The organism is Caulifigura coniformis, assembly GCF_007745175.1.
In the GTDB taxonomy this organism is placed as follows: domain Bacteria; phylum Planctomycetota; class Planctomycetia; order Planctomycetales; family Planctomycetaceae; genus Caulifigura; species Caulifigura coniformis.
This window is the reverse complement of the sequence record NZ_CP036271.1, coordinates 3,534,730-3,549,937: the sequence shown is the minus strand read 5'-3', so window position 1 is coordinate 3,549,937 and position 15,208 is coordinate 3,534,730. Positions and strand designations below refer to the sequence as shown.

12 protein-coding genes are annotated in these 15,208 nt (G+C 64.4%); 6 read left to right on the top strand and 6 right to left on the bottom strand.

Features of this window, described 5'->3' with window-relative positions; all coding sequences use genetic code 11:
* Window positions 1-61 precede the first annotated feature (61 nt).
* The 3 genes from Pan44_RS14315 (at window position 62) to Pan44_RS14305 (ending at window position 3,303) form a co-directional block, all read left to right on the top strand.
* Complete coding sequence (locus Pan44_RS14315) at window positions 62-1,276, top strand: NPCBM/NEW2 domain-containing protein (protein ID WP_145030714.1); 1,215 nt, start codon at window positions 62-64, stop codon at window positions 1,274-1,276.
* Window positions 1,273-2,265, top strand: a complete 993-nt coding sequence (locus tag Pan44_RS14310; protein WP_145030713.1) for an alpha/beta hydrolase — start codon at window positions 1,273-1,275, stop codon at window positions 2,263-2,265. Before Pan44_RS14315 ends, Pan44_RS14310 begins: the two co-directional genes overlap by 4 nt.
* A 99-nt stretch (window positions 2,266-2,364) precedes the next feature.
* Window positions 2,365-3,303, top strand: a complete 939-nt coding sequence (locus Pan44_RS14305; protein WP_145030712.1) for a hypothetical protein — start codon at window positions 2,365-2,367, stop codon at window positions 3,301-3,303.
* Between the two features lie 45 nt (window positions 3,304-3,348).
* Here the strand turns inward: Pan44_RS14305 and Pan44_RS14300 are convergent, their stop codons facing one another.
* Window positions 3,349-3,648 carry a hypothetical protein gene (locus Pan44_RS14300; RefSeq protein WP_145030711.1) on the bottom strand — a complete coding sequence of 100 codons (300 nt, stop codon included), beginning with the start codon at window positions 3,646-3,648 and terminating at the stop codon, window positions 3,349-3,351.
* A gap of 332 nt (window positions 3,649-3,980) precedes the next feature.
* Here Pan44_RS14300 and Pan44_RS14295 point away from each other — a divergent pair, with 332 nt between their 5' ends.
* Window positions 3,981-4,919, top strand: a complete 939-nt coding sequence (locus Pan44_RS14295) for a rhomboid family intramembrane serine protease (RefSeq protein ID WP_145030710.1) — start codon at window positions 3,981-3,983, stop codon at window positions 4,917-4,919.
* A gap of 29 nt (window positions 4,920-4,948) precedes the next feature.
* On the opposite strand, the gene Pan44_RS14290 is transcribed toward Pan44_RS14295, so the two are convergent.
* Complete coding sequence (locus Pan44_RS14290; protein ID WP_145030709.1) at window positions 4,949-7,156, bottom strand: hypothetical protein; 2,208 nt, start codon at window positions 7,154-7,156, stop codon at window positions 4,949-4,951.
* A 263-nt stretch (window positions 7,157-7,419) separates the two neighbouring features.
* Between Pan44_RS14290 and Pan44_RS14285 the strand changes: the two genes are divergently transcribed.
* Window positions 7,420-9,144: a hypothetical protein gene (locus Pan44_RS14285; RefSeq protein WP_145030708.1), complete on the top strand. Its 1,725-nt coding sequence runs from the start codon at window positions 7,420-7,422 to the stop codon at window positions 9,142-9,144.
* A 17-nt stretch (window positions 9,145-9,161) separates the two neighbouring features.
* On the opposite strand, the gene Pan44_RS14280 is transcribed toward Pan44_RS14285, so the two are convergent.
* From Pan44_RS14280 to Pan44_RS14265, 4 genes are all read right to left on the bottom strand, one after another.
* Window positions 9,162-10,256 carry a glycosyltransferase family 4 protein gene (locus Pan44_RS14280; RefSeq protein ID WP_145030707.1) on the bottom strand — a complete coding sequence of 365 codons (1,095 nt, stop codon included), beginning with the start codon at window positions 10,254-10,256 and terminating at the stop codon, window positions 9,162-9,164.
* A 106-nt stretch (window positions 10,257-10,362) separates the two neighbouring features.
* Complete coding sequence (locus Pan44_RS14275) at window positions 10,363-11,076, bottom strand: hypothetical protein (RefSeq protein WP_145030706.1); 714 nt, start codon at window positions 11,074-11,076, stop codon at window positions 10,363-10,365.
* A 26-nt stretch (window positions 11,077-11,102) separates the two neighbouring features.
* Window positions 11,103-12,137: a flotillin-like protein FloA gene (gene floA, locus Pan44_RS14270; protein ID WP_145030705.1), complete on the bottom strand. Its 1,035-nt coding sequence runs from the start codon at window positions 12,135-12,137 to the stop codon at window positions 11,103-11,105.
* A 75-nt stretch (window positions 12,138-12,212) separates the two neighbouring features.
* Window positions 12,213-12,821, bottom strand: a complete 609-nt coding sequence (locus Pan44_RS14265) for an NfeD family protein (protein ID WP_145030704.1) — start codon at window positions 12,819-12,821, stop codon at window positions 12,213-12,215.
* 910 nt (window positions 12,822-13,731) lie between these two features.
* Here Pan44_RS14265 and Pan44_RS14255 point away from each other — a divergent pair.
* Window positions 13,732-15,201 carry an endo-1,4-beta-xylanase gene (locus Pan44_RS14255; protein ID WP_197453325.1) on the top strand — a complete coding sequence of 490 codons (1,470 nt, stop codon included), beginning with the start codon at window positions 13,732-13,734 and terminating at the stop codon, window positions 15,199-15,201.
* The last annotated feature ends 7 nt before the right edge of the window (window positions 15,202-15,208 follow it).

Genomic DNA, 15,208 nt, shown 5'->3' with positions numbered 1-15,208 from the left:
CAGCCCGCCCGTGCCTTCCGACGGCCACGAGGATCGTGCTGACCTTCGATTCGGAACCGCGATGAAACAGTTGATGCTGATCCTGCTCACCCTCGGGTGGGCACTTCCGACAACGCTCCTCGCACAGTCGCCTCAGCCGGTTTTCCAGGTCGAGCGGCTGGATGGGAAGTCGCTCGCCGGCGCGACGCTGAAGTCGCTGTCGCCCGAGGCCGTCGAGGTCGACGTCGAAGGAATGCCGGAAACGATTCCTCTCAAGGAGCTGGAACAGCTGCGTCAGGCAGCAACGCTCCCCGCTCCAGAATTGCCGTTCCTCCCGACGGTCATCCTGCAGAACGGTTCCCAGCTGGGAGGCAGCGTCACGAAGGTCGTTCAGCGAACAGTGGAAGTCGTCACGAAATGGGGCCCGCTGTCGTTCCCGGTCAACGATGTCCGCTCGCTCAGACTCGCCGCGGCCGACGACAAGCTGGAGACGGCGTGGGCCGAAATGGCGGCTCGCGAGACGAAGAACGATCTGCTCGTGATCCGCAAAGGGGACGCACTCGACTTCGTCGCCGGGGTTGTCGGCGAGATCAACGAGAAAGAGGTCAAGCTGCTGGTCCGCGAGCGGGCCGTCGCGGTTCCGCGTGAACGGGTGTTTGGAATCGTCTATGTGGCGCAGTCCCCGGCCCGGCCGCCCCTGTGTGAAGTGACGCTGGCTTCGGGCGACCGCCTCCGCATCACCGAGGCAGGCCTCGCCGGCGACAACCTTCTCGCCTCGATCGGCGCCGCCGCAAAAGCGTCGTTCCCGTTGAACGAGATTGCCACGTTCGACTTCACGCTGGGCAAGGTGAAGGCCCTGGCCGACCTGCCGATGACGCAGTCTCAATTCGCTCGGTCGCCCCTCCTGACCTCGGCGGCGTTCACGGTGCGCAAGAACCGGAACTCGCTCGGCAAACCGCTCCGGATTGGCACCCGGGAATTCCCGCGCGGACTCTGGATGCATTCGGGCACGGTCGCGACCTTCCGGCTCGGTCGCGAATACCGACGGCTCACGGCGACGCTTGGCATCGACTCGAATTCGACTGAACTGCCGCGGATCGCCCCCAGGGTGAAGGTCATCATATCGGGCGACGGCAAACCGCTCGACACGCGCGAAGTCGCCTGGAACGATCCGCCGACTCCGCTCGAGCTGGACGTCTCCGGCATCCGGGAGCTGGAGATTCGCGTCGAATCGGCTCGTGAAATCCCGGGCATTCTCGAACATCTCGTGTTGGGCGAGGCCCGCGTCATTCAATGAATTCTTCGCCCCGCCGCGCGCCACTCGATCACGACGCTGTCCGGTTTCTCGAACGATTGAAGGCCGCCGGCCTGCCGCCCATTCATCAGATTCCGCTCGCGCAGGCCCGGGCCGGTTCCGCATCGACGGTCGTCACCGCGGACCCGATCGGACATGTCGAGGACCTGTCGATCTCCGGACCGGAACACCCGCTCAAGCTGCGGATCTACCGCCCTGAGGCCGACGCCCGGGCGCCGGGAAGACTTCCCGTCATCATTTTCTTTCATGGAGGCGGCTGGGTTTTCGGTTCGCTCGATTCCCACGACGGCCTGTGCAGACGCATGTGCCGCCTCACGGGCTGTGCGGTCGTCTCGGTCGACTACCGCCTCGCTCCCGAGCATCCCTTCCCTGCGGCGGTTCATGACGCACAGGCCGCAATTCGCTGGGTCGCGGCCGAGGCCGAGAATCGCCGCTTCGATGCCGCCCGACTCGTCGTGTGCGGGGACAGCGCGGGAGCGAACCTGGCGACCGTTGCCGGCAGAAACCTCGCCGGGGAGATCCAGGTCGCTGCACAGGTCCTGTGGTATCCCGTGACCAGCTTCGGCATGGAGACGCCTTCCTATCTCGAGAACCGTGAAGGCTATTTCCTGACGCGGGCCGAGATGGACTGGTTCACCTCGCAGTACCTGCCACGCCCTGAGGATGCCCGACATCCCGACGCCGCGCCGCTCCTGGCGGAGGACCTGTCCGCTCTCCCGCCCACGTATCTGCTGACCGCAGGCTACGACCCGCTCCGCGACGACGGCCGTGCCTATGCCAAGCGTCTCATCGACGCCGGCGTCACCGTCCATTTCACCGAGCGCCGCGGACTGATCCACGGATTCATGCGCCGCCTGGACGACTTCCAGACCGCGACGGACGTGCTGCGCGAAACCGACACGTTCCTCCGGAGCACGTTCGGCGCGGCGCGAGAACCTGGCGATCCCAGGACCGTGGCTTCAATCCGTTGATTGTCGATGCCCCGCGGGCAGTGGCCGCGGCAAGGAGTACCATCGGCCGAAGCGAACCGCGGTGTTCGCGGCAGATTCCTCTTTTCCTGCCGAATCCGGGTGCGCTACCATCCCGCCGGTCTCGTCGGCCTTGCGGGAGAACGACTCCCGCCGTCCGACGCCATGGACGGCGAGATGGCAACTGCAAATTCACCCTGGGAGCACCCCGAACCGCGAGGCCTCGCCGTCGTGCAGGGAATGCTGCGCGTCGTGGTTGCAGTGCAATGCTGGGGCTCAGCGGCCCAACAGCTGCAGGCGACCTCGACGACCGAACTGGCCCAGTCGTTGTTTTCCGGGCTTGGCGAATCGTCGCCCGTCCCCGTTCAGTTTGATCGCATTGCCGGAATCGCCCTGCTCGCCGCCGGGCTGCTGACTCTCGTGCGGCCTGCCGCAATCGCCGTGCTGGCGATCGTGGCGTGGTTCGGAGCGCAGCTCATCAGCTCTGCAACAGGAGAATCCACGGCCGCCGCCTTCTCCGTCAGCGAACAGCTGATCCGCATCGGGGCCCCCTTTGCCCTCGCGCTGATCGACTGGTGGCCCCCCAGGCTCGCGTTCTCGCTCGGCCGTTTTCTGTTCGCACTTGGATTTCTCAAGCTGACGCTCTGTGCCTCCCTCGCTGGGCAGGCGCTCCGCGCGCTGCTTTCGATTCCAGACCGTCCTGAGTTCGTCGCCCTGGTCGACAAAGCCGTGACCAAGTGCCTCGGCGAATCGTGGTCGCCACTGCGAACCGACATGGCGGTTGGCGTTCTGGGCGGAATCGATCTCGCGGTGGCGATCAGCCTGGCCGTCACTCGTTCGCGCGTCATCTACATCGGGAGCGCGATCTGGATTGCGTTTCGCATTGGCCTGTGGACGGTCGCCCTCGGGCCCGATGGTTACGCGGAAACCCTCATTCGTGCCGGGCTGGTTGGGGCGCCGCTGGTGCTGGCCGCCTTCTCAATTCTCGCGATTCGCGAGGCCAAAGCCGAGATTCTGCCGGCGACGCCTGCTCGCAAATGAGCGTCTCGCGGCGAGGCTCCGAGCGTCCAGGCCAGTCGCCGGTCGCTAGTTCGGGCTGAAGTTCAGCTGCTTCCGCGCGGCGCGGTTCAGCGGATCGCGCGACAGCCGCCGTTGGCAGGTTGGGCAGAGGTCGAACTCAAACGTCTTGGGGCCGGTTTCCGGCAGGTGGAACTGCCCGGTGTCTTCCAGCGCCTCGATCTCCTCGGCAATCTGCTCGAGCGGATCCTCGTCGGGCGAGACTGGCGCCAGCTTCTCCGGATCGAAGGCCGCCGCGATTTCGATGCGGGCGGTGTATCGTTCGTCGGAGATCGGGCGACCGCAGAGATCGCAGGAATAGTGCTTCATAGAAATGTCTTCGTCGAAACGTTGCGTCGCTCCATCACGCGACCGTTGCAACTGTTCTGCCGGCGGACTCCCAGGAGCGTCGTCACGACTTCCCGATCTCCTGGCTCGATCCCTCGAGGCGGCACGCCGCCGCGCCGCAATCCTGACTCACCATCATTTGTTCAACGACGATTAAAACACAACCTCCCCATCGACAAAAGAGTAGCTCGTCAGGAATGCCGCCTCTCCCCGCCGCTTCACTTCGGATGAGGGGCTTCGCTCTTGCACAACCGACCTGAAGTCATTCCACATCCTGACGGAACTTCACGTGCGCCGCGCAATCTGCGATTCCAATGACCAGCCTCGCGCGGCAGAATCCCGCCAGTTCATCACGACCTCTCGGAAAGCATTGGCTCGGCATGGGGATCTCGGATCGCGAATACGTCCGAACAAGTGGTCGAAACGCCGGCATGGCCGCGTTCGGCTGGGACGTCATCGGCTGGATCATCGCCGTCACCGTCGTCACGTTCGTCCTGCAGCTGCTCATCAACCCGCAGTTCACGAACTGGTTCGATCTCCGGCCGTCCGCCGTCGTGTACGGTCAGGTGTGGCGGCTGATCACCTTCGACTTCCTGCACAGCCCGGACGACGTCTGGCACATCCTCGTCAATATGTACGTCCTGTACCTCGCGGGGCAGAAGCTGCTTTCCAACCACACGCAGAAAGAATTCCTCCTGTTCTACCTGGCTTCGGGAGTCGTCGCCGGAATCTGCTTCGTTCTCTGGCAGCTCACCCGCAACCGCGAGGCATCGGCTGTCGGCGCCTCCGGATCCGTGGCGGCCGTGCTGACGCTGTACGCCCTTTACTGGCCCCGCGATCGCTGGTTCATTTTCTACGTCATTCCCGTTCCGGTCATCGCGCTTGTCATTCTCAGCGCCGCTCTCGATCTCCATCCGATCCTCCTCGAACTCGGCGGAGGCCGCCCTCGAGGTCAGATTGCCCACATCGCGCACCTCGGCGGAATGGCGTTCGCTTTCGCCTACTACAAACTCCAGTGGAGACTCGAGCCGCTGCTCGGAGACGTGCCGATCCGGTCGCTCAAGCGCCGGTTCCGTCGTGGGCCGAAGCTGCGGGTTCATCGCCCTTCGTTCGAGGACGAACGATTCGACGGCAAGGCCCGGATGGACGAACTCCTCGCAAAGATCTCCCGGGAAGGAGAAGCCTCACTCACCCCCGAGGAGCGTGAGACGCTGAACCGTATCAGTCGGCAGCTCCGCAGCCGGAAGGCGTGAACGGCGGGAAAGCATGGCTCCGCCGCCGATCACTTCGTCTGCACAGGCAGAATGCCTCGCACGAAGGTCCATGAACCAGCGGGCTTCACCGCTGCGCCATTGATCTCGTAGTTCATCGCTGGCGTCTCCAGCCGCCCGATCACGACGGCGCAGTCGATTCCCTTGTCCGGTCCGATGTCGAGCATGCGCGACAGATCGAGTTTCGCCAGCGGCGCGTTAGCCAGGCCGGTATACGCCGAACCTCCGGCGGCCTGGTGAAACGAAAGAAAGCGGATCAGCCGGTTGGGATCGAACTCGCTCGCATCGTAGGTCGCAACTTCCAGTTGCACCTCTTTCATTTTGAGGTCCTTCCCTTTGCCCGGAGCCAGGAACTGGCGGGCTCCCTGGAGGTAGCCTTTCACGAGCGTCGACTGGCCGTCGAAATCAGGCCGCCACGATCCGCCGGACGCCCATTCGCCGACTGCAAGTTCTCCCCTGGCGGGAACCGGGTGGTAGAGGAAGTTCTTGTAGAGCACGATCCAGTCGTTCAGCGGGCCGGACAGGTGGTGCCGGATCTCTCCCCGCAGTCGGCCCGCTTCGCTCTCCGACAGCACCGACTCGAACATTGGCGGCTGACCGCCCAGGTCGCGATTCGCTTCCGCGGCGACGCTGTAGCTCGACCACAGCCGAACCGGAAGCTCTTCCAGCCTCGTATGATCCGCCGTCGTCTCGAAGCTGGGAGCGCCGAAGTTGATGCCTCCCTGTCGATAGAGTCCGCGCAGCCCCTCTTCAGGTTTTGCGCTCCACGCCAGCCCGGCCGGGCCAGCCACCGGACTCGTGGCGGCGACGTCGTAGCGCGTCGTCTCGCCGCTATAGAAGGTCATCCACGATCGGACCCGTGCCGTCGAGCGGGCAGGCGTGAAGTCGATCAGGTCGATCTGGTTCAACGTCAGCGGAGCGGTGTTCGCGGCCCGGGCGGAACGCGCGGCGATCAGGGTCGCGGCCGCAATCAGAAGCGGCAGCGTCAGCCAGGTGAGATGCGGACGTTTCAAGACCTTGTGGACCACCAGATAGTCCAGCGGAAACAGGATGAGCACCCACAGAGCGGTCCAGGCCATCACCCCTCGAAACGACGCGCGGCGGACGTCGTCGAAATGGTCGAGGCCAGAGGCCATCTGCGAAGCGAGATCGGTGACTCCCGTGGAGGCGAGTTCCGAATCGCGCGCGCCACGTCCTGATCCCGCCATCGAGGAGAGAGTCAGTTGCTGCAGGAGCGACGTCTGGCTTTCCCAGGTCGACAGCGGCGGCTGTTCGAAGTCGAAAGCAAACGCGGTCACCAGACCAAATCCATAGGGTTTCGACAGGACGGCCGGGCCGGGCAGCGTCCCTTCCGGCGTTCCGGGCAGATGTGCCGCGGGCACGGATCGGCGAAGCCCCAGGAGCAAAGGGGCGCTTCGTCGAACGCGGGCCTTAATCATGTCCAGGGAGACGACGTTCACCGTGGCGGCCGCGACGATCGGCGACCAGCTGCCCATGGCCGATTGGGTGTATCTGTCAGTCGAACTCCCCAGCAGGAACAGCGCACGGCCTCCGCGCTCCACCCACCGTCTGAGGGTTTCGCTCTTCGAGGCGGGCGCGGCAAAGGCATCTCCGCTGACAACGAGAACATCGAGAGCATCCCACGCCTCGATCTGTTCCGGAAGATCGTCCCACGTAAGCGTCATGGCGACGGCGGCCGAGGGAACAGTCCGCCCCCTGTTCGCGCGCAGGCTGGCTGTCCATTCGTTGGCCGCATCGGCAAACCGGGCCGTCGAGCCCAGAACTCCCCAGAACTCCGTGTCTTGCCGAAAGCTCGCGGGCGACGCCTCTCCTTCCGGTGTCACCTGGACTTCACCGACAGCGGATTCGCTCCCCTTGTTCCGGAGGATCACACGCACGGGGCCTTCCAGTCGCCCAACCTGCACCAGCCCGCTCCAGTGCGTCGGTGAGGCGGCGACGAGCGGAGTTTCCAGAAGGTTGTTCTCGAAGTCGGTCGTCACGGCGACCACCTGAGCCCCCTCTTCAGCCGGCGCCGGCAGTTCCACCTGGATCGGAGTCCAGCTCCCGACCTTCAGCTTCCCATTAATCCCCAGCTTGATCGTCGATGCCGGGGGAACCTCCGCCGCCTGGGAGAGAACGGGCGCCGCAACAGCCAGCAGACTCGCGACCGCAGCCAGCGTTCGGAGTCGGAACAACCACTGTGAACGGGACTTGGACATGGGGAAGCGGAGAGAAACGGGAAAACAATCAACGAATGATGAACGGCTATCGTAATCAAAACACAGGCGTTCGACGCGGACAGGAATGTCGAAATCCGCGCCGGCGACGATCCCCCGGTCGGGCGACAAGGCAGAAACCGCTTCGCTCCGATATGCTGACCAATGAAACGGACGGCATGCGACGTTGACCGGGCGGACGATCCGGAACGGATGAAGGACGATCGATGCGGGCATTCCACGCTAGGGTGCGGACATTTCTTTGCTTGTCGCTGGGGCTCCTCCACGCTTCGGCGGCGTTCGCCCTGGATGTCGAACGGGTCGAATGGGGCTTCGACGGCAGTGTCGTCAAGATGTCGCTCAATCTCGTCACGATCGAGGTGGCGAACAACAGCCCGACTCCCTTCGAAGGTGACGTCGCTCTTCAGGAGGGGAGCGGACTTGTCCGCTCGGACCTCCCCCTGGTCGAACGTCAGCTGTACATCGAGCCCTTCGGTCGACGGCGGCTGCAGTTCTTCCCGTTCATCACCGAGCAGTGGTCGGAATTCACGCTGAGCTGGAGCGACAGGCCCGAAGATCGCTTTCCGATTTCGAGCCAGTCGAACTCGCCATTGAGAACCGGTTCGCGATCGGTCGTGCTGCTGCGCGACGCATCGACCTCGCGACAGCTGCGCTCGAAACTCCCGACCTTCGAGGAGGTCGATTTCCCCATTTCCGCAGCCGGAATGGATGCGCTCCGGGGAGTCGTGCTGGACCATGTGCCGCGGTGGGACGCACTGCGCATGCAGGCCCTCCGCGACTGGATCGGAGCCGGCGGCCAGATCCACATCATGAAGTCCGCAACGGGCAGCTATCCGCAATTCCCTGCTCCGCTCGAAGCGCTGAACGAGCCTTCCGATCACGTTTCGCTGGGCAACGGCCAGGTGTTCCACCACAACATGAGCGTGGCCGACATCAATGACGACTTCGTGGCGACGGCTCTCGGAATCCATCGCGTCGCGGACGATCTGAACAACCGCGGCTACACTCATTACGACTACCAGTTCCAGCCGTCCAACAGCATCGCGCCGCTGCTGCGCGACCTGACCCGCCCGGACCACAACTGGGGCCTGATCTACTTCCTGTCGTTCATCTATCTGCTCGTCGTCTTTCCCGGCTGCTGGCTGCTCGGGCGGCGGCGGGCCGACTTCCGGATCAGCTATCCTGCGTTGCTCGGCGCAGTCTTCATTTTCTCGCTGGCGTTCAAAACCGTGGGCCAGCGTGGATATGGCGAGCAGACGGCCTGGAACGCCGTCGGTGCCGCCCGGCGCGTCGCCCCGGGACGCTTCCTGACGGAAACCTGGAGCAACGCGTTCGTTACCAACGGCGGGATGTATTCGTACAAGCACAAGGGGGAGGGCCTGATCTACTCGTCAGGCGGGTCCAACGACACGCGCCGTGGAGAGTGCTTCAATCGTCCGGATGCGGGAATCGAGATCGAGATTCCACCGTTCTCATCGCAGATGATCATGCACGCAGGCGTCGTTGCGGCGCCGGATTTCGACCTGACCTTCAAGAGGGCAGTGAAAGACGGCCCCAGCCTGCAGCTCGAGGCGGAGCTGACCGGCGCGGTTCCCCAGATCCACACCATGCATGCGGTCTTCGGAAACTACCGGGTCATGCTCACGCGCCAGGCCAATACGCTGACAGGCGGATCGCCGTCCCCGCTGGCGAATTACACGTCCAGTCAGCCGAATTATGGCTACTCGCCATATCGCAATGTGCAGAACGATCCGACGACGATCTTTGCCCAGGCCGAGGCGCCGCTCGTTGTGCGGAGCCTCAAGCTGAGCATGGACTCGCCCAAAGACGAACTCAGCGCTCCGGAGGGCGTGGTCCGCGTCTTCCTGTATGCCGACATGCCGGCCGAGTTTCTTCAGGTCGACAACGGCCCCGAAAAACGCCAGGGGCGGATGCTCTACACCTTCGATCACAAGCTGGAAGGCAACTGATCGCGCTCGGATGGGAGCTACGCGGCGACGGGATGGCTGCCGAGAACGCGCTCGTAGAGCGTCACCGTCTCGGTGATCATCATGTCGATCGGAAAATCACGTTGCACCATCTCGCGGGCATTCTCGCCAATGGCCCGCGCACGCAGCGGATCCCTGAGCAGTTCCAGGACCTTCTGTGCCAGGGCCGCGCTGTCCGACGGAGGTACGAGCATGCCCGTCACCCCTTCGTCGATCACCGAATAAACGCCGCCGGAACTGGTGGCAATGACGGGAATCGCCCGCGACATCGCCTCCAGCATGATCGTGCCCAGCCCCTGCTTCAGGGAGGGCAGCACATAGACGTCCATGGCATCCAGCGACACCGCGAAATCGGAGAGACTGGGCACGAACGTGACATTCGAGTTCACCCCCAGCTCTCGCGCCAGACGCCGCAGGTTCCGTTCTTCCGGCCCGGCTCCCGCCACGAGGAACTGCGCCAGCGGTTGCTCCTGCAGGATGATCGGCGCTGCCGCGAGGAAATACTTCAGGCCTTTCGCCGCCTCGAGCGGACCAGCCGTGCCGATCACGGGCGCGTGCTTCGGATCGAGTACCGCGGACGGCGTCTCCTGGTCCGGGACCAGCACGCCACCATGGATCACATGCACCGTCTCCGGCCGGAGCGGGGCCCGGGTCAGTAGTTCATCGCGGACCGACTCGCTCACCGCGACCACCGCTGAGGGGAACGTGGCGTCACAGTGCAGGAGCTCCCCCTGGTTGAGGTAGTCGTTCACGCTCAGGACGACGGGACACGACCAGCGGGCCGACAGCCAGCGGGCCAGCGGCAATAGACAGCGATGCTGCGCATGAATGATCGTCGGAGCCGCCGGGTCGAGATCGCGGGCGAGAAGGCGACGGACGATCGGCATCACGATGGGCCATCCCATCGCCGGCCGCTCGAGGAATTGCACCCCTTCCCTTTTCTCCGGAGAGACCTGGGACGCGTCCTGGCACAACACCCTGGCGACGTATCCACGGGCGGAAAGCCCCTGCGCGAGCGTCAGCGCCTGGACCGTGCTGCCGCGGACTTCGCAGGCAGGCATCAGCATCAGCACTCGTCGCGGAGCATTCGCCATGGGAAACAAAAGGCTCTGAAGTCGAACGAAACGGCCGGCGCAACATGGGCGCCCCTCCCGATCTTATCGTCACCGCACGCCGACCACCCAGAGCGATTGCCCGGAATCAGCCGCCGGAGAATCGGCCGCGACGGCGCGCCGTCGGCCGTTCGAGAATCATCTGGGCAATCAAAGCACGGCGCATGCCATCGCGCGACTGAAGATCGGCGATCAGTGACTGCTCTGGCGCACGGCCGGCCTGCACACCTGCAGGAGGCGTGGCGGCGCCGAAGATTCCCAGGTGCCGGGTCACTTCTGCCGCGACGCCGCTTCGCAGATGCGACTGGCTTTCCGATTGAACCCGCTCGACCATCGCGGACTTCAGGTGATCCCGGAGCCCCTGCCCCAGGCCTTCCGTCGCAACCGATCGCCGGTGACTGATGTCATCCCCAGGCCGGATGCTCGCGGGGGACTGGGACGACTGATTGATCGGCTGGCGCTGAAGCGGCTCGGCGGGCTTGCGCGCCGCGGGACCGCGGGGTGTCGCAGGCCGACGCTGGGGCAAGGTCTTCGCCGGAGCCGGCCTTGCCGGTTCCGGCTGAGGGCGGGCGGCGGTCGGCGCGTCGCCATCCTTCTGCCGCACCTGCTCGCGCATGAATTGTTCGATTTCGGACTGAATCCGCTCGCTGCGCGGACGGACCGGCCGCCCGCCGCGGTTCGGCGCGTTCGGTTTCGCGCGCGCGTTGAGGTAGTTCGTCATCCAGCTGATCAGCGAAATGACGAGAAACGCCACGCCGATGAGCGTTTCAAGGTTCGCAGCGAGGACGATCGGAATGCGCATGCCGGGGAACTGCACCAAAAAAGTGACTAGCGTCGCATCTCCGCCGAGCTGGCCATGTCTTCACCGCCGCCCGCAATCGCCGATCGCATCCGCGTATCGGCCTGGATATTCCGCAGTTCGTAATAGTCCATCAATCCCAGCCGCGCGTCCCGCAGCGCATTGGAGATCGCCATCGGCACGTCGGCCTCGGCGAGAACCACCTGCGCTCGATTCTCCTGCACCTTGGCGACCATCTCCTGCTCACGTGCCGCCGCTTCGGCACGTTTCTGCTCCGCCCGCGCCTGGGCGACCCGCATGTCGGCTTCGGCCTGATCGGCCTGCAGGCGGGCGCCGATGTTGTCACCCACGTCGATATCCGCAATGTCGATCGACACGATCTCAAACGCCGTCTGCGCTTCGAGCCCCTGTCCCAGCACCGTCTGCGAGATCAGTTCGGGGTTCTCCAGCACGACCTTGTACGACGATGTCGAACCGATGGCCTGCACAATCCCCTGCCCCACGCGGGCAATGATGGTGTCTTCCGTGGCGCCGCCGATCAGCTGGTGGATATTCGTCCGCACGGTCACCCGCGCTCGCGCCTTCAGCTGGACACCATCGCCCGCCACGGCATCGAGCGCCCCGACCGACTTCTTCTGATCCGGACAGTCGATCACCTTGGGATAGACGCTCGTCCGTACCGCCTCGAGAACGTCTCGCCCCGCGAGGTCGATCGCCTGGGCGACCTGCCAGTCCATATCGATGCCGGCCCGATGGGCCGCCACCAGCGCCCGCACCACATTCGGGACGTTCCCGCCGGCCAGATAATGAGCTTCCAGGGCGCGCGTCGTCAGCCCTTGGTTGGCGTCGGTGAGGCCCGACTGCACAGCCATGATCTTGCTGCGGACGATGACGCTCGGATTCACTTTCCGGAACGACATCATCACCAGGTTGGCGAGCGAGATCCCCGCACCGGTGAACTTCGATTGAATCCACAATCCGAAGTACCGCGCAAAGACCATCAGGAACACGAGGCCGAACAGCGCCACAAACGACGCGGCAAGCCAGAGAAGCGGATTCGACATTCGGACGCCCGGATCAGGGTGCGGCTCTTATGTGACAACCGCACAGATTTGCGGAGGTCATTCGCAGCCTTGGATTTAGCTCTGCGGGAGGTCGAAGTCAAGCTGTTCGCCTTCCGCCGGTTCCGCCGGCGGCTTCGAGGCCAGCGACGATTCGCCGACCGGATCGAGCGACGGCAGCACTGGAGCCGCGGTCAGCCGCACCAGCACCCGTGCCCCGCGGACCTCGAGGATTTCAACCCATTCATTGGGATCAACGATCATCCCTTCTGAAAAGGCATGCAGCCGCTGGTTCTCGACCTGCACCATGCCTCCGGGATTGAGCATCGAAAGAGTCCGCCCCTTCTTACCGATCAGCTGCTGCAGCCGCTGCTCTTCCGCGCGGTGGGGCGTGACTTCCTCCAGTTTCGGAGCCGCCAGCAGAATCCTGTCGCCCAGGCGGGTCGTTTCCAGAACTCTTAACAACCCCAGAAGGAAGATCGGAATCCCCACCAGCAGCGACGACGAGAACGTCCAGAACAGCCCCTGCGACGATTCCCACCACCCCCGGTAGGCGAACCAGATCGACGAAACGAAGCAGACGATGCAGCCAACCGTGATCATCCCGCCAGACGGAATGAACAGTTCGGCGACGATCAGGGCAAACCCCAGCACCGCCAGGAGAAACGCCAGCGAGATGTAGTCCATGATCGAAACCGTCTCTTCAAATGCGCCGGAAAGACCTCCTGCCCCCCGTCAGTGGCGAGCGAGTCGCCCCCCTGCATTCTAGGTCGGGCGACTTCGAACGCCAGCAGCCTTGTCGACCGCACACGGCTGGTCACTTTTTCAGGATGGGCCAATTCGTCGTTGGCGTGCGTCGTTGCCGCAAAATGACTTACGGTGACGAGAGACGACCGACTGGGAAAAAGTGACTCCCCCTGCCCCAATCCCCACCCGCCCAAGCACTCCCGACTCCCGACTCCCGACTCCCGACTCCCGACTCCCGACTCCCGACTCCCGACTCCCGACTCCCGACTCCCGAGTACCGAGTACCGAGTACCGGGCCCCCACCCGCGCAACCGCCCCCGTCATGATGGAGGACCTATGAACACAACCACCGTCAACCAGTCGTCAAACACCCCGGCCCGGCCGGCTCCCTGTCCGCACCGCCCACGCTCTCCCGATCCCTCCGCAAGACTTCAGGGGGAAAAAAGAGGGCGAGGAGTACAGTACCACCCACACAACGCGCCCTCCTTGCCCCCCTCGGTGTCAAATACCTCCGCAGTTTTCCCAGTCCCCGCCCGAGCCTGCGAACTCCGCGCACGGCTGGTCACTTCTTCAGGATGGGCCAATTCATCGTTGGGTTGCACCGTTGCCGCCAAATGACTTGCGGTGACGAGAGACGACCGAATTGTGAAAAAGTGATTCTCCCTGGTCGACCGCAGGAATCGCCTGCCGGCGCCCGGCTGAACCGACTGGCTTTTGAAAGTCTGGCGGCAGGCAATAGACTGGCCCCGATTGCGCACGCTCTGGCGTGCGCCGTTCGTCACGCCGGTTCGTTCGCGGATTCACGCCCCGGCGGCACACTTTGCCAGGAGATTCACGCGGCATGGGATTGATGCGGTTCTATGTTGATCCCGCAAGCGCCCCTGCCGTCTGGCCGACCGGGCACCGCGCCTATATCACTTCCTTCGACGGACGTGTGCACAGCACCCGGGTCGATTTCGACGACCGTATTCTGACATTCCGCCGCCAGCAGCAGGAAAGCGGAAAACTCCACATTCCCTGGGCGATTCCGGGACGCGGCCGCCCGGTCGTCAGCACGACCTCCCTCCCGGAGCGCGAGCAACCCTACGTCCTGCCGCTGGAACTCGCCCGCGGAAAACTCGCCGAAGTACGCGAACAGGCCGCCGTCTGGCAGCAGCTGCGCATGGTCATGCCGCCCGAGTACACACGCTCGCAGCAGACGGCCTTCCAGTTGCTCGCGCGGGCCAGTTCCTCACAGGACGACCTCGAACTGACCTGCCGCCTCGCAGAGGAATCGCTTCGGAACAGCTTCGATGCGGCCGAACTGCTCACCCGCGAATACGTCGCGCAGCGACGCGCCTCCCGCCCCGCCGCCGGGGCGCCCAGGTCGGCCCTGCTCGGCGCTCGGCTCGACGCCGACCTCCTGAACCTGCCAATCGCCGATCGGCTGCCAGGCGTTTTCGGCGCCGTGGCGGTTCCGATCGAATGGAATGCGATTGAGCCCGACGAAGGGAACTATTCCTGGGACGCGGTCAACCGGGTGATGGCGTATGCCGCGGAGCACCGCCTCGTGATGCGCGGCGGTCCCCTTGTCGACTTCGGGCCGGGCGGCCTGCCGAACTGGCTCAAAACCTGGCAGAACGACATCCTCAACCTGCCCAGTTTCGTCTGCGACTTCGTCGAGACGGCCGTCTCGAAATACATGGGCATGATCCGCCTCTGGGAAGTGGCCGCCAGCGGCAACACCGGCGGCGCACTCGCTCTCTCGGAAGATCACCGCCTGGCGATTGTCGCCCGGGTACTGGAAACCGCGTCCCGAACGCACAGCGACGGCCAGTTCTTCATCCGTGTCGATCAGCCCTGGGGAGAGTACCAGGCGCGCGGGCAGCACCGCCTCTCGCCGCTGCAGTTCGTCGATGCCCTGCTGCGCTCGAACCTCGGTCTGACCGGCGTGAATCTGGAGATCGCGATGGGCTATCAGCCGGCCGGATCCTTGAGCCGCGATCTTTTCTCGATTTCGCGGCTGATCGACCTTTGGAGCCAGCTCGGCGTGCAACTGCATGTCACGCTCGCGGCCCCGTCGTCGATGGAGGTCGACTCCGCCGGCGACGACGACCTGGAGGTCATTCCCTCGGCCCCGGCAGGAGCTTGGACTCCCGCCGCACAGGAAAAGTGGCTCACCGAAACCGCGTCCCTCCTGATCGCAAAGCCGGCAGTCACGGGCGTCTTCATATCACATCTGAGTGATGCAATCCCGCACTACTACCCCAACGCGGGCATCATCGCAGCGGACGGAACGCCGAAGCCCGCATTCGCGAGTCTCAAGGCGATGCCCCGGTAGCTGGCGG

Excerpts from the sequence above, each read along its gene's own strand:
- Pan44_RS14265 (WP_145030704.1), bottom strand. The coding sequence starts at position 12,821 with ATGGACTACATCTCGCTGGCGTTTCTCCTGGCGGTGCTGGGGTTTGCC.
- Pan44_RS14300 (WP_145030711.1), bottom strand. The coding sequence starts at position 3,648 with ATGAAGCACTATTCCTGCGATCTCTGCGGTCGCCCGATCTCCGACGAA.
- Pan44_RS14280 (WP_145030707.1), bottom strand. The coding sequence starts at position 10,256 with ATGGCGAATGCTCCGCGACGAGTGCTGATGCTGATGCCTGCCTGCGAA.
- floA (WP_145030705.1), bottom strand. The coding sequence starts at position 12,137 with ATGTCGAATCCGCTTCTCTGGCTTGCCGCGTCGTTTGTGGCGCTGTTC.
- Pan44_RS14310 (WP_145030713.1), top strand. The coding sequence starts at position 1,273 with ATGAATTCTTCGCCCCGCCGCGCGCCACTCGATCACGACGCTGTCCGG.
- Pan44_RS14255 (WP_197453325.1), top strand. The coding sequence starts at position 13,732 with ATGCGGTTCTATGTTGATCCCGCAAGCGCCCCTGCCGTCTGGCCGACC.
- Pan44_RS14275 (WP_145030706.1), bottom strand. The coding sequence starts at position 11,076 with ATGCGCATTCCGATCGTCCTCGCTGCGAACCTTGAAACGCTCATCGGC.
- Pan44_RS14295 (WP_145030710.1), top strand. The coding sequence starts at position 3,981 with ATGACCAGCCTCGCGCGGCAGAATCCCGCCAGTTCATCACGACCTCTC.
- Pan44_RS14290 (WP_145030709.1), bottom strand. The coding sequence starts at position 7,156 with ATGTCCAAGTCCCGTTCACAGTGGTTGTTCCGACTCCGAACGCTGGCT.
- Pan44_RS14315 (WP_145030714.1), top strand. The coding sequence starts at position 62 with ATGAAACAGTTGATGCTGATCCTGCTCACCCTCGGGTGGGCACTTCCG.